Source organism: Aeromonas sp. 95A (assembly GCF_051919235.1).
Taxonomy (GTDB): domain Bacteria; phylum Pseudomonadota; class Gammaproteobacteria; order Enterobacterales; family Aeromonadaceae; genus Aeromonas; species Aeromonas veronii.
Genome location: NZ_JBQBFC010000001.1, coordinates 2,900,457 through 2,915,045, shown reverse-complemented (window position 1 = coordinate 2,915,045; position 14,589 = coordinate 2,900,457). Strand labels below are relative to the sequence as shown.

Here is a 14,589-nt window from a genome sequence, read left to right as displayed (position 1 = left end):
CGTTTTTTGTCCGCAAACCTAGAGGCGACGCAGGCACCACATGAAGTAAGCGCCTCCTAACAAGGTGGATACCAGCCCGACCGGCACCTCCTGCGGGAAGAGGATCTGCTGGCCGACCCAGTCCGCCGATACCATCAACAGGGCGCCGGAAGCGGCGGCCCCAAGCAGGTGCCAGCGTGCCCGCACCAACCCCATCAGCTTGGCCATATGTGGTGCCAGCAGACCAACGAAGGAGAGCGGCCCCACCACCAGGGTGGCGCTGGCGGTGAGCACGGCCACCAGCAGCAGGATGGCAAGCTGGGCACGGTTGAGGCGAATGCCGAGTGCGGTGGCTACCGCCGCCCCCATTGGCAGCAGATCGAGCCAACGGCTCACCAACAGGCAGGCGGCCAGCATCAACAGCGCCAGCCCCACCAGCCCATAGGCCACCGGCAGGGTGACGTAATAGGTAGAACCGGACATCCATGAGAGCAGTTGCTGCACCCGCAGGTCACCGTTGGCCAACGCAATGGCCTGCAGCGGCTCAAACAACGCCGTGATGGCAATACCTGAGAGCAGGATCCGCTCCGGCTGGAAGCCGTGCTTGCGATTGACCACCACCAGCAGCAACAGGCAGCCGAAGGCACCGAGCAAGCCACCGGCCAGCATCAGCGGCAGGGGCAAAGCTGGCAGCAGTAAGGCTGTAGCTATCACACCCATAAAGGTGCTGCCGCTCACCCCCAGCAGCTCCGGACTCGCCATCGGGTTGTTGCTGACCCGCTGCAACAAGGTGCCCGCCAGCGCCAGCAGCACGCCAGCCGCCCCAGCCGCCAGAGTGCGCGGCAACCGCCACTCCAGTTGGGCCTGCCAGCGGAGCCAGCTCGGCCAACTCCAGCCCGTCATTCCCTGTCCAACCAGCAGGGAGGCGACCACGGCCAGCATTAGCCCGACCAGCAACAGGCCAATAAGGCGAGCCGGTGCCGGATGGCGAGCCACCAGCAGGCCGACGTTTGCCTTAGGCGCACCCGACTTGATGCCAAGGCGCGGGATCAGCCAAAGCAGCAGCGGCGCGCCCAGCAGGGCGGTCATGGCACCGGTGGGGATCAAGACCGGCCAGAAGCGACTCAGGCTCTGCAGCAGCAGATCGGTCGCCGCCAGCAGCAGGGCGCCGAGGATTGGAGACCACAGCAGCCGCTGGCCAAGCTGGCGGATCCCGAGCAGCCGCACCATGGCGGGCGCTGCCAACCCGATAAAGCCGATCAGCCCAACCACGCTCACCACGCAAGCGGTGACAAACACCGCCAGCCCCAGTCCGGCAAAACGCAGATGCTGCAGAGAGACCCCCAGACTGCGGGCGCTGGCATCATCCAGCTCCAGCACCGCCAGCGGGCGCACCAGTACTGCGGCCAGCAAAGCGGCTGCCAGCAGGCGGGGCAACAGATAACTCACCCCGCTCCAGCTGTTCTGCACTAGCGAGCCACTGCCCCACACCAGCAAGCCTTTCAGCTCCTCCTGAAAGAACAGCAAGAGCCCCATGCTGATGGCCGCCAGATAGAGGTTGATCACCAGCCCGGCAAAGACGATGACCACCGGATTGAGCTGGCGACGCCAGGCCAGAGCAAACACCAGTGCCATCGCGAGGCTGCCACCGGCCATGGCGATCCACTCCCGCCCCAACAGCAACCAGGAGGGGGCAAACAGGGTCACCATCATCAACGCCAGTTGGGCACCGGAGGCCACCCCCAAGGTGGTCGGTGACGCGAGCGGGTTGCGCAGCACCTGCTGCATCAGGGTGCCCGCCAGCCCGAGCGCCGCCCCGGCCAGCAGGGTGACCGCCAAGCGGGGCAACCAGCTGAAATGCACCACCGCTTGGCTGACGTCATTAAGATTGGGGGCGAAGAGGCTCTGCCACCAGAGCGCAGCGGGCAGCTGGCGAGCCAGCTCCCAATACGCGAGCGAGAGGGTCAACCCCAGCAGGATCGAGACCGGCCGCAGCAGCGGCGATGTGAGCAGTCGCTTCATCGGCTCGCCTCCATACGCTCGGCATCTTGCAACAATGCATCGCTGAGCAGACCGGCGAAACGGCGGGCGGCCAATACGCCACCAAAACTCCAGACCGCAGGTAGATGCAGCACGGGCGCCTGCCGTACCAGCGGCAGATGCTGCCACAGCCCAGGCTCCTGCAGCCGTTCGCTCACCCCTACCGGGATGGGATCGACTACCACCAGCCGCGCGGTTGGCAAGGTCATGAACTGCTCGATGCTGACCACCGAGAAACCCCAGTCATTGGTCTGCTCTTGCCAGCCATTACGCAGCCCAAGCCGCGTCATCACCGCATCGAACAGGCTGTGGCGACCAAACACCCGCACATGGCGCTCATCGATAAACTGCACCACCAGCAGGGGCGGCAAATCCGCAGGCAATCTGGCCTGCATGCTGGCGAGATCCCGATCCAGCCCGGCCAGCAGCCGTTCGCCCTCGGCGGTTTTGCCCACTATACGGGCGAGGGTCAGGGTCACCTCGTGCAGTCTCTGCCACAGATCGGTTTGCCCATCATAGAGGGCGATGGTACTCACCGGCGCGATGCGGGAAAGAGTTGGTGCCAGCGGGGCCGCCAGCGGCGAGATGAGGATGCGATCGGGTTTGAGCTCCGCCAGCAGCTCGCGGTTGGGCTGGGTGCGCAGGCCGATATCCACCACTCCGGCGGGTAGCCGTGGCTCGCCAACCCATGCCTGATAGGGGCCAACATCCCCCACCGCCAGCGGAGTCACCCCGAGTGCCAGCAGGGTTTCGGCTATGGTCCAGTCGACGGTGGCGATACGGGGTACCGGGCTGGTGGCCTCGTTTGTTGCGGATGATTGTGCAGCCTGCAACGGGAGTGGCAGCAGCAGGCTGATAAGGCAGGGTGCCATTTTCTTAAATAAACGGTTCAAGAGAGCCCCCGGTCAGACGATGGCGATGGGATGGGCATGGGCCGGGTGGCGAATGACCTCCATCGGGATGCCATAGATGGCGTGCAGGGTCTCGCTGGTCATGAGCCCCTCAGGTTCGCCGTGGGTAAGCAGGCGGCCGGAGTGGAGCGCCACCAGCCGATCACAGAAGCGGGAGGCCATATTGATGTCGTGAATGACGATTATGACCCCGAGGTTTAGCTGACGGCTCAACTGCTTGATGAGCGTCAGCACCTCCACCTGATGGGCCACATCCAGCGCGGCCAGCGGCTCGTCCAGCAGGATGAAGCGGCTCTCTTGGGCCAGCAGCATCGCCAGCCAGACCCGCCCCCGCTCGCCGCCGGAGAGGGTATCCACCAGCCGATCGGCAAAGCGTTCGGTATGGGTAAGGGCGATGGCCCGATCGACCTGACGGTGATCCTCCGCCCCCATCCGGCCCAGCAGGCCGCGCCAGGGGTAGCGGCCCATATCCACCAGCTCCCGCCCGAGCAGATTCTCGGCGCTCGGCAGATGCTGGGGCAGATAGGCCACCTGACGGGCAAACTCCCGATTGCCCCAGTCGGGCAGCGGCTTGCCATCGAACAGGATCTCGCCGTCGCTGAGGGGTTGCTGGCGTGCCAGCAGCTTGAGCAGGGTCGATTTGCCCGACCCATTGTGGCCGATGAGGCCATAGACCTGTCCCTGCTCGAAACGCAGGTCGGTGGGGTGCAGCAGCGTTCGGTCATTGACCGTGAAGCTGGCTGATTTCATCTCGAACATAAGCAATTCCTGTGCTGGCTTGCCGCCAGTCTCATCGGTGCCGGCATCAAGCCGGCACCTCGCAATCCAGATGGGCGATCGCATCGCGGCTCACTTCGGCGCGGCGCGCCCCGGTCAGCTCAGTGAGCTGGCCCTGCCGCATCTCCAGCAGGCGATCGGCCAGCGGGAAGTAGTGATCGTCGTGACTGATGGCAATCACCGTCTTGCCCATCTCCTTGAGGCGCGGCAACAGCACCTGATAGAAGATGCGGCGGAACTGGGGATCCTGATCCGCAGCCCACTCGTCAAACAGCATCACCTCGCGCTGCTCGGCCAGCGCCAGCAGCAGGGCGACCCGCTTGCGCTGCCCTTGGGAGAGATCGATATCGGCGATAAAGCCATCCTCGATGGTGAGCTTGCTGCCCATCTGCAACCGCTCCAGCCACTCGGCTACCAGCTCATCTTTGGGTTCCGGCCCCAGCAGGTGCTGGAACAGGTGATAGTCGGTGAAGATGGCGGAGAAGAGCGCCAGATAGCCGTTGCGATCGGTGATCGGCTCACCATCCAGCAGGATCCGGCCCGATACCGGCTGGTAAAGGCCGGTCAGCAGCATGGCCAGGGTCGACTTGCCGGATCCATTGCCACCGATGATGAAGATCTGCTCCCCCTTTTCGATGACCAGATCGATGGGACCAACGGCAAAGCCGCCCTCCCCCTGATAGTGAAAGCTCACCTGCTCCAGCTCGATACGCTGCCAGGGGCGGATGGCGGGCTGCAGCGGGAAGTCAGCATCCGGCTCGGCCAGATTGAGGGCGGCGATCTTGTCGAACGCCACCTGAGCGGCAAGCAGGGTCGGCAGGGCGCCCATCCCTGCAACAGCGGGGTGCGCAGGAACAGCAGGGTCAGGGCGAAGGTGGCGGCCACATTGGTGTTGGCCCAGCCAAGGCCGTTGGCCAGAAAGAAGACCAGACCGATGGCCCCCAGCATCATGATATTCGACCAGTTCACCGCGCTCAGGTGATAGGTGTCAGCGCGGATGATCTGCTGGCGGTAGTCACGGGCATTCTGCTCATAGAGCTGGTGGTAAACGAAGTGAGCCCGCTCGCGGTTGAGCGCCAGCTCCTTGCTGCCCGCGATGATGGCCTGATAGTTCTGATAGAGCCGATCTTCGGCCTGACGCATGTGGGAGAGATGGCGATAAACACGGTTCACCAGCAACCAGCCCACCACCATGGTGACGGTGACCCAGAGGGCGGTCACCCCGAGCAGGGCCGGAGAGAGCCAGCCGAGATAGAGGGCAGAACCCAGCGTGAGCACCAGCCCCTGCACCAGCTCCGGCAGGCGCACGAAGGCAATGGTGATCTGGCCGATATCGCTGGAGAGGGAGGCCAGCAGCGGCCCCTGACCAATCTGGCGGATGCGGGCGACATCGCTATCCAACAGTTGCTTGAGCAGACGGCCACGCAACCGGTAGACAAAATGGTGACCGAGAGTGGTCAGGGCCAGCTGAGATCCGAGTGTGATCACCAGCAGCAGCACAATCAGGCCGACCAGCTGACCGAGGATCGGCAGCGGATCACCTATAGATTCGATAAGATACTGATTAATAAAAGCAATAACGCCAATCCCGCTGACGGCACTGAGCAGACTGAGCAGGGTAATGGCGATAAAAGGCCAACGATATTGGCGATAAACCAGAGACAAGAGTTCCATAACGGACCGGTATTCCAGAGAGGTCAGAACAACTGCGGGTGAAAAGAAGGGCGGGAATCCGGTTCCCGCCCGACTTCGATTACCAGCGGTAGTTGATGCTGCCCACTACGCTGCGCGGCTCGCCGTAGTAGCAGTAATAGTCACAACTGGCCACGTAGGTTTCACCCAGCAGGTTGTTGACGTTGAGCTGGGCACGCCAGTTCTTGGCAAAGTCATACCCGATCATCGCATCCCAGACGGTATGGGCCGGCACCTCGGCAGAGCCGTAGATGGGGGTGAAATCCGCATTCACGGCGCCAATACCCACGCTGGAACCGATATAACGTACACCGGTACCCAGCTCCAGACCCGAAGCCACCCCTTGCTGCACCTTGTAGTTGCCCCAGAAGGAGGCCTGGTGACGAGGGATCAGGCTGGCACGGCGATCGCCACTGCCGGTGTCGTTGGTTTTGGCATCGGTGTAGGTATAAGCAGCGGTCAGACGCAGCGCATCGGTCACCTGCACGCTCCCTTCCAGCTCAATCCCCTGAGAGGTCACTTCACCCGCCTGGGTCTGCTGGCCGGAACCGGTAGAGACCAGCGAGTTGGTCTGGGCCAGATCGAACAGCGCCAGATTGATGTAACCGTCGAGGAAGGCAGGCGCATACTTCACGCCGGTCTCGTAGAGCTTGCCCTTGAGCGGCTTGTAGGAACTCTTGGTGTTGGGATCTATCCCCGGCAGCACCTCGAACGACTCGGCATAGGCAAAGTAGGGAGAGAGGCCGTTGTCAGCCAGATACATCAGGCTGCCCGAGAGGGAGAGCTCGTGATCGTACTGGCGCTCGTCCTTGCTGGTATTGGTATTGTGGGTCTCCACATAGTCGAAACGGCCACCGGCAGTCAGCAACCAGCGATCGTCCCAGCGGATCTGGTGCTGGGCATAGAGGCCGCTCTGGCCCTTGCTGCTCTTCTGGTGAGTGGCGGTCGATTCGTCAAAACCGGGGAAGCCGCTGTAATCCGGGTTCATGGTATTGATGGAGCCCATACCGTAGTTGTCGGCCTCGACCCCTTCATTGACGTGACGCTGCAGATCCACCCCCAGCAGCAAGGTCTGCTCCGTGCTGTCGGTGTTCCAGTAACCCACCATCTGGTTATCCATGGTGGCACTCTTGGTATTGCCATCGCGGTAAACCAGACCACGACTGGCGGTTGTGCCTTCATAGGTCGGGAAGATATAGGTCTGGCGCAGCAGCAGATCGTTGTAGTTGAAGCGGACGTTCTGCTTGAACTCCCAGGTCTGGTTGAGCTGGTGGGCCAGCTCATAACCGGTGGAGATCTGGGTATTGCGGTTGCGATCGTAATCCGGCTGGCTCAGGTTGGTGGAGGGATCAATCTGGCCACCTGACGTATTCAGGGTGCCATAGACCGGGAAAAAGCCGTTGGTCGGGACCCCTTCGTCGTGCAGGAAGCTGGCCAGCAGGGTCAGGCTGGTACGATCCGAAAGATCGAAGGTGACGCTCGGCGCCAGATAAACCCGATCGTTGTAAGTACCGGTAAGCACACCATCACGCTCTTTATAAAGAGCAACCATGCGGTAACGGCTGTTGTCGGAGAGCGCGTCAGAGACATCCACCCCGACCTGACGATGATCCCGGCTGCCAAGCTGCAGATCCACCTGCCCTTGCGGCGTGGTGGTCGGTCGCTTGCTGATGGCATTGATCACCCCGCCCGGAGGCGCCTCACCGTAAAGGATCGAGGCAGGCCCCTTCAGCACTTCCACACTCTCCAGACCGAACGGTTCCGGCGTCCAGACGTAGTAGCCGGTGCCAAACAACCGGTTGCCATCCAGATAAGAGGCGGCATCGAAGCCACGCACCTTGAACCAGTCGGTGTTGTTGTCGGAACCATAGAGACCGGTCAATACGCCGGAACGGTAGCGAATCGCTTCATCCAGCTGCAACACGGCGTGCTGATCCAGTTCCTCGCGATTAACTACGGAAACGGCGCGAGGGGTCTCGGCCATCGGCACTTCCACCTTCATGGCCGTACCGGTCACTACCATGGTTTCGCTGGCTTTGGGCAGTTCAGCGGTGGTTTGTTCGGCCATCAGCGGCAGGGAGACGAGCAAACCGGAGAGCGAAAGCACGCCGAAGGCGCCCTTCTTGCCGGGTCCTGTTGTGTATTTTTGCGCAATCATATTAAAGTCTCGTTTATCAATGAGTTATGTTGTTTTAATTGTTATTTGTGGTCGTTTGTCACGACATCACCCTGTTCCATGGGCGAATAAAGCAGCGCAATCCTACTACAGGAGCCGTGATCGAATCGATTCAATAATTGCTAATCATTTGCATCTACATTGTTATCTAGCTGCATCATTGGCAGGATTTCGCGGGAGATGGGAGCCATCAGGAGAGCTATGAGCGGAGAAGAAAATGGAGAGGAATATAAAGAAGCAGAAAAAATATCGACGGGATGGATCCGGTGGCATTATCTGACTGGATCCATTATCCCCAAGCTTTATCCATATTTATCCACACCCTTTGGCGGTAGAATCCGGCTTTCCGTTTCTTTGTCTGAAATCAGGATCCATTCCATGGCCAAACTCAATCTCGTCGTCGGTTCCATGCTGGGCGCCGCCGAATATGTCGCAGACCACGTCGCCAACCTGCTGGAACAGGCTGGCCACCAGACCCGGATCCACAACCCGGCCAAGCTGGCAGAGGTGCTGGATGATGCGGGATCCATCCTGCTGGTGGTCACTTCCACCCATGGTGCCGGGGATGTGCCTGACAACCTGCAACCCTTCGCCAAGGATCTTGCCGAGCAGCATCCGGATCTTAATTCATTGAAATATGGCGTGATCGCCCTTGGTGACAGCAGTTATGACACCTTTTGCCAGGGTGGCAAGACGCTGGATCGGCTGCTGGCCGAGTGCGGAGCCAGCCGGATTGGCGAGCGGCTCGACATTGATGTGACCCAACACGAGATCCCCGAAGATGCCGCAGAAGTGTGGATCCGCGACTGGATGACGATGATCGCCTGATCAGCGTACGGGAGATCCTGAAAAAAAGCTTGATCTCCCCACTTATCCCCAGATCGACTATCCACCATGTTATTAACAGATTGATCCGGGGGAGTTGTTCTACAAGGTTACCCACAACGCCCAGGGGTAATGTGCATAACTATGGTGTAAAGCTCTGCAAAACCTATAGTTATCCATGTATTAGATCCAGACCGACAGACCTCTGTGTATAAAAGTCCTGGTTATCCCCTCGTTCACCGGGCCTGGATCCAAGCTTTTCCACAAGCTAGGATCGTCCTTAAATTAATGATCTTTATGATCAAAAAGTGCTTATCAACAGAAAGGGCGGATCCTAATAAGAGATCCAGTAAAAGATCGATCTAAAGATCCTTAAGATCTAATTAGTGGATCCTCCCTTCATACTGAACGTTAAGTAGACGTTCCCCTCAGGACGCGAAACAGATAGAATGTTCCGCCCTTTAGCCCAGGCAAATAAAGATCTTCAGGCGTGCAGATCAAGGTGATCCCAATGCAATACCATGAACAATTTGATGTGATCGTCGTCGGTGGCGGTCATGCCGGAACCGAAGCAGCAACAGCGGCAGCCCGTATGGGCATGAACACCCTGTTGCTGACCCACAATATCGATACGCTGGGACACATGTCCTGTAATCCGGCGATCGGCGGGATCGGCAAGGGACACCTGGTCAGGGAAGTTGACGCACTCGGCGGGATCATGGCGCGTGCCATTGATCTTGGCGGGATCCAGTTCCGCACCCTCAACTCCTCCAAGGGCCCGGCAGTGCGAGCCACTCGTGCCCAGGCGGATCGCCTGCTCTACAAGGCCGTCGTTCGCCAGATGCTGGAGAACTACCCGAACCTGAAGATCTTCCAGCAAGCCTGTGACGATCTGATCATGGACGGGGATCGTGTTGCCGGTGTGGTCACCCAGAGCGGGATCCGCATCAGCGGCAAGACTGTGGTGCTGACGGTCGGTACCTTCCTGAACGGTTTGATCCACATTGGGATGGAGAACTACAAGGGCGGCCGTGCCGGGGATCCTCCCTCGATCGCCCTGGCCCAGCGCCTGCGTGAACTGCCGTTGCGCATCGATCGTCTCAAGACTGGCACCCCGCCGCGCATCGATGCCCGCAGCGTCGATTTCTCCGTAATGCAGGAGCAGCACGGCGACGATCCGCGTCCGGTCTTCTCGTTTATCGGCGATGCCAGCCAGCATCCCCATCAGGTGCCCTGCTACGTCACCCACACCAACGAGCGTACCCACGAGGTGATCCGCAATAACCTAGATCGCAGCCCCATGTACGCCGGGGTGATCGAGGGGATCGGCCCACGCTACTGCCCGTCGATCGAAGACAAGATCACCCGTTTCGCCGACAAGACGGCGCACCAGATCTTCGTCGAGCCGGAAGGCCTGACCACCCACGAACTCTATCCGAACGGGATCTCCACCAGCCTGCCGTTTGACGTGCAGGTGCAGATCGTCCGCTCCGTGCGTGGTTTCGAGAATGCCCACATCACCCGCCCCGGCTATGCCATCGAATATGATTTCTTCGATCCGCGGGATCTCAAGTCCAACATGGAGAGCAAGTGCATTCCAAACCTGTTCTTCGCTGGCCAGATCAACGGCACGACCGGTTACGAAGAGGCAGCGGCACAAGGCCTGATGGCCGGCCTGAACGCGGCCCTGCGTGCCCAGGACAAGGATCCCTGGAACCCGCGTCGGGATCAGGCCTACATGGGCGTGATGATGGATGATCTCTCCACCCTGGGGACCCGCGAGCCTTACCGAATGTTCACCAGCCGCGCCGAATATCGCCTGCTGCTGCGGGAAGACAACGCCGATATCCGCCTGACAGCCATCGGTCGCGAGCTGGGTCTGGTGGATGACGAGCGCTGGAGCAAATTCAACGCCAAGATGGAACAGGTCGAGCTGGAGCGTCAGCGCATGCGTTCAACCTGGATCCACCCGCAACATCCGTCACTGGAGGCAGTCAACGCCCTGGTCAATACCCCGCTGACCCGCGAACAGAGTCTGGAAGAGCTGCTGCGTCGCCCCGAGGTGACCTATGATGCGCTGATGGCCATCGAAGGGGTTGGCCCTTCCGTGACTGATCCTGCCGCGGCCGAACAGGTTGAGATCCAGATCAAGTACGCCGGTTACATCGAGCGTCAGCACGATGAAGTGGAAAAGCAGCTGCGAAACGAGAACACCTTGCTGCCGCTGGATCTGGACTATCGCGAGGTGAACGGCCTCTCCAACGAGGTGAAAGCCAAGCTGAACGATGCCAAGCCGCAGACCATTGGTCAGGCTTCCCGCATCTCCGGCATCACCCCGGCGGCCATCTCCATCCTGCTGGTTCACCTGAAAAAACACGGCCTGCTGCGTAAAACCGCCTGAGGATTCTTACCGTTGGAAAATATGCTGGAAAGATTGAACGGCCTGCTCATGCAGGCCGGAATTGTTATCACCGATACCCAAAAGAGCCAACTGGTGCAGTTGGTCGAGTTGCTGCACAAGTGGAACAAGGCTTACAATCTCACCTCGGTGCGAGATCCGGACGCCATGCTGGTCAAGCATATCCTCGATAGCCTGGTGGTAAGCCCCCACTTGCACGGTGAGCGCTTCATCGACGTGGGACAGGTCCCGGCCTGCCGGGATTGCCGCTGGCGATCATCAATCCGGACAAGCAGTTCGTCCTGCTCGACAGTCTGGGCAAGCGGATCAACTTCATCCGCCAGGTGATCCAGGAGCTGGGTCTGACCAATGTGACGCCGGTCAAATCCCGGGTTGAAGAGTATCAACCCGAGGTGGGATTTGATGGTGTACTGAGTCGGGCATTTGCCTCGCTGGAGGACATGCTGAGCTGGTGTCACCACCTGCCGTCAGAACAGGGCTGCTTCCTGGCGCTCAAGGGACAATATCCCGAGCAGGAGCTGGCCCAGTTGCCTGCCAATATCCGTCTGGTAGCCTGTCATGAGTTGCGGGTGCCGGAGCTGGAAGGCGAACGTCATCTGCTGGAATTCAAACATATCCAGCCCGAATAGGGTCGCAGTTTCATTTAGGGGATCGTGTGGGAAAAGTCATCGCCATAGCCAACCAGAAGGGTGGAGTGGGTAAAACCACCACCTGTGTGAATCTGGCCGCCTCCATGGCTGCCACCCGGCGCAAGGTGCTGGTGATCGATCTGGATCCGCAGGGCAATGCCACCATGGGCAGCGGTGTCGACAAGTATGACGTCGAGCGCACCGCCTATGAGTTGCTGATCGAGGATGCCCCCATCAGCGAAGTGATCATCCCCGAAACTACCGGGGGTTATCACCTGATCGCCGCCAATGCCGACGTGACCGCGGCCGAAATCCGTCTGATGGAATTTTTCGCCCGCGAAATCCGCCTGCGCAATGCGCTGGCCTCGGTGCGGGACAAATACGACTACGTCTTCATCGACTGCCCGCCCTCTCTCAACATGCTGACCGTGAACGCCATGGCCGCCGCCGACTCCGTGCTGGTGCCCATGCAGTGCGAATATTACGCGCTGGAGGGGCTCACCGCCCTGGTCGACACCATCAGCAAGCTGGCCGCCGTGGTCAATCCGGAGCTCAAGATCGAAGGGGTGCTGCGCACCATGTTTGATCACCGCAACCGGCTGGCCAATGATGTGTCCGATCAGCTAAAACAGCACTTTGGCGACAAGGTCTACCGCACCATCATTCCCCGCAACGTTAGACTGGCTGAAGCCCCGAGTTTCGGTGCACCGGCCATGCACTATGACAAATCATCGGTGGGCGCCAAGGCCTACCTGGCACTGGCTGGCGAGATCCTGCGCCGCCAGGAGCAGGAACGTCAGGCGACCATCGCAGACCGAGAGAGCATATGACTCCGAAAAAACGTGGACTGGGCAAGGGGCTGGATGCCCTGCTCAGTACCAGCACGGCTGCCCGCCAGAAACAGGTGATGAGCGATCAACGTACTGAAGAGGCCATGGCCCCCACCAATCAGGGCGAGCTGCGCAAGCTGCCGGTGGAGTGGTTGCAGTCCGGCAAGTACCAGCCCCGCAAAGACATGTCCCAGGATGCACTGGAAGAGCTTGCCAACTCCATCCGCGCCCAGGGGGTGATCCAGCCCATCGTGGTACGCCCTCTCGGCGAACAGTCCTTCGAAATCATCGCTGGTGAGCGGCGCTGGCGCGCGTCCCAGCTGGCACGGCTCGAGGTGGTGCCCTGCATCGTCAAGGATGTACCCGACGAGGCTGCCGTCGCCATCGCGCTGATAGAGAATATTCAGCGGGAAGACCTCAATGCCATCGAAGAGGCGGTCGCTCTACAAAGACTGCTGACCGAATTTGAACTCACCCACCAGCAGGTGGCCGAGGCGGTGGGCAAGTCCCGCACCACGGTGACCAACCTGTTGCGTCTCAACCAGCTCAACGACGACGTGAAGCGTTTCGTCGAGCATGGCGACCTCGACATGGGCCATGCCCGTGCCCTGCTGGCCCTGAGCGGCCAGGCCCAGTCTGAACTGGCCAGGCTGGTTGCCCAGAAAGGGCTGACCGTACGCGATACCGAGAAGCTGGTGCAAAAAGCGCTCGAACCGGCAAAAGCCAGGGTCGAACCGGCCCGTGATCCGCAGATCGGCTACCTGGAGCGCCAACTGGCAGAAAAAATTGGCAATCAGGTGCAACTTCAGCCTGGCAAGCGGGATAGCGGGAAGTTAGTAATAAGTTACGAGAATTTGTCCGATTTGGACCGTATATTGGGCTATTTTGGCGTGTCGGAATCGTGATTTTTACGCTTTTTGTAGTAATAAAACATCCATTCCTTTTGATATGACCATAACCCTGATTTGCCGCGGAAAGCCGCAAAAATTAAGGATTTTTGTCATATTGCAATAGCTGCCCTCAAGGGTATAATTTGACCGGCTTTAAGAGCTGTTAACATGGGGTCTTCGGATCCCGATTTTTTACAGTTCTGTAATGTTCAGGGGTAGGTTGGTGAAGCAGAAAATAGCCTTGGAAGGTTTGACTCTGGCCTTGGTTATGCTCGTTTGTCAGCTCATCCTGATCCTGGCGATGAGTGCCGTCTGGTTTTACCTGACTGGTGCCAGCGCCGGTTATTCCGCCCTCTACGGAGGGGGGATGTACTGGGTTCCTCAAGCCTTGTTTACTGTCTGGGTGCTGCGCCGCAAGGTGACAACCGAGAGTGTGGGCCTGGTTTTGCGGGACTTTTATGGTGGGGCAGGGATTAAGCTCATTTCTACAACAGGTCTATTCGCCCTGCTGTTTGGTGCGGAAGTCGAGGTCGTTACCGTCTCGTTTTTCGCCACTTATATCCTCGCCCTCGTTGTACAGTGGATGGTTTCATTCACGCTTAACAACCACTATTAGGAAAACTCATGTCTGCAACCGGAGAAGTCCTGACTCCTCAGGGATATATCTCCCACCACCTGACCCACCTTCAAGTCGGGTCCGGGTTCTGGACGGTCAATATCGACTCAATGGTATTTTCCGTCGTGCTAGGCGCCCTGTTTATCCTGCTGTTCCGCAAAGTAGCCGTTAACGCTACCAGCGGGGTGCCGGGTAAGCTGCAGTGCTTTGTGGAGATGCTGGTCGAGTTTGTGAATGGTAACGTCAAAGACATCTTTCACGGTCGCAACAAGGTCATCGCACCTTTGGGGCTGACGGTGTTTGTGTGGATCTTCCTGATGAACTTCATGGATCTGATCCCCGTTGACTTTATCCCTCACGCTGCACAATTGATGGGTATTCCCTATCTGCGTGTGGTTCCCTCTGCTGACGTTAACATCACCATGTCCATGGCTTTGGGCGTGTTCTTCTTGATCCTGTATTACAGCATCAAGGTCAAGGGTATCGGCGGGTTTGTGAAGGAGCTGACGCTTCAGCCTTTCAACCACCCGGCGGCCATCCCGGTTAACCTCATCCTGGAAACTGTTACGCTGATTTCCAAACCTGTTTCTCTGGGTCTTCGACTGTTCGGCAACATGTATGCTGGCGAACTGATCTTTATCCTGATTGCTGGTTTGTTACCCTGGTGGTCACAGTGGATCCTGTCCGTGCCTTGGGCAATTTTCCACATCCTGATCATCACTTTGCAGGCATTCATTTTCATGGTTCTGACCATCGTCTATCTGTCGATGGCGCAGGAAGACCATGGTTGATGCAACTCAAATAA

At 59.2% G+C, this 14,589-nt stretch carries 10 protein-coding genes and 2 pseudogenes; 7 read left to right on the top strand and 5 right to left on the bottom strand.

Going from position 1 to position 14,589, the window contains the following annotated elements; translation table 11 throughout:
- Positions 1 to 18: 18 nt before the first annotated feature.
- From fhuB to ACTG2U_RS13165, 5 genes and pseudogenes are all read right to left on the bottom strand, one after another.
- Positions 19 to 2,001 (bottom strand): Fe(3+)-hydroxamate ABC transporter permease FhuB, encoded by a 1,983-nt coding sequence (gene fhuB, locus ACTG2U_RS13185; protein ID WP_439974583.1) that lies wholly within the window; start codon positions 1,999 to 2,001, stop codon positions 19 to 21.
- Complete coding sequence (locus tag ACTG2U_RS13180) at positions 1,998 to 2,891, bottom strand: ABC transporter substrate-binding protein (protein ID WP_335812817.1); 894 nt, start codon at positions 2,889 to 2,891, stop codon at positions 1,998 to 2,000. Before ACTG2U_RS13180 ends, fhuB begins: the two co-directional genes overlap by 4 nt.
- Positions 2,892 to 2,924: 33 nt before the next feature.
- Positions 2,925 to 3,689 (bottom strand): ATP-binding cassette domain-containing protein, encoded by a 765-nt coding sequence (locus ACTG2U_RS13175; protein ID WP_439974581.1) that lies wholly within the window; start codon positions 3,687 to 3,689, stop codon positions 2,925 to 2,927.
- 46 nt (positions 3,690 to 3,735) lie between these two features.
- A pseudogene (locus tag ACTG2U_RS13170) lies at positions 3,736 to 5,381 on the bottom strand (multidrug ABC transporter permease/ATP-binding protein).
- Between the two features lie 79 nt (positions 5,382 to 5,460).
- Positions 5,461 to 7,557, bottom strand: a complete 2,097-nt coding sequence (locus tag ACTG2U_RS13165) for a TonB-dependent siderophore receptor (protein WP_439974580.1) — start codon at positions 7,555 to 7,557, stop codon at positions 5,461 to 5,463.
- A 396-nt stretch (positions 7,558 to 7,953) separates the two neighbouring features.
- Here ACTG2U_RS13165 and mioC point away from each other — a divergent pair, with 396 nt between their 5' ends.
- The 7 genes and pseudogenes from mioC to atpB all read left to right on the top strand — a co-directional run bounded on the left by mioC (position 7,954) and on the right by atpB (position 14,575).
- A complete protein-coding gene (mioC, locus tag ACTG2U_RS13160; RefSeq protein WP_033138545.1) occupies positions 7,954 to 8,403 on the top strand; it encodes an FMN-binding protein MioC in 450 nt (149 codons plus the stop codon).
- Positions 8,404 to 8,911: 508 nt separating this feature from the next.
- Entirely contained in the window at positions 8,912 to 10,801 is a 1,890-nt protein-coding gene (gene mnmG / locus ACTG2U_RS13155) for a tRNA uridine-5-carboxymethylaminomethyl(34) synthesis enzyme MnmG (RefSeq protein ID WP_429151258.1), read from the top strand.
- A 21-nt stretch (positions 10,802 to 10,822) separates the two neighbouring features.
- Positions 10,823 to 11,448 (top strand): annotated as a pseudogene (gene rsmG, locus ACTG2U_RS13150) (16S rRNA (guanine(527)-N(7))-methyltransferase RsmG).
- A 26-nt stretch (positions 11,449 to 11,474) separates the two neighbouring features.
- Positions 11,475 to 12,278, top strand: a complete 804-nt coding sequence (locus ACTG2U_RS13145) for a ParA family protein (RefSeq protein ID WP_005357226.1) — start codon at positions 11,475 to 11,477, stop codon at positions 12,276 to 12,278.
- On the top strand, positions 12,275 to 13,183 hold the full coding sequence (locus ACTG2U_RS13140; protein ID WP_201948175.1) for a ParB/RepB/Spo0J family partition protein: 909 nt from the start codon (positions 12,275 to 12,277) through the stop codon (positions 13,181 to 13,183). The genes ACTG2U_RS13145 and ACTG2U_RS13140 overlap by 4 nt, the downstream gene beginning before the upstream one ends.
- A gap of 190 nt (positions 13,184 to 13,373) precedes the next feature.
- Complete coding sequence (locus ACTG2U_RS13135) at positions 13,374 to 13,784, top strand: ATP synthase subunit I (protein WP_257687330.1); 411 nt, start codon at positions 13,374 to 13,376, stop codon at positions 13,782 to 13,784.
- Between the two features lie 8 nt (positions 13,785 to 13,792).
- On the top strand, positions 13,793 to 14,575 hold the full coding sequence (gene atpB / locus ACTG2U_RS13130) for a F0F1 ATP synthase subunit A (RefSeq protein WP_005339335.1): 783 nt from the start codon (positions 13,793 to 13,795) through the stop codon (positions 14,573 to 14,575).
- Positions 14,576 to 14,589: the final 14 nt, after the last annotated feature.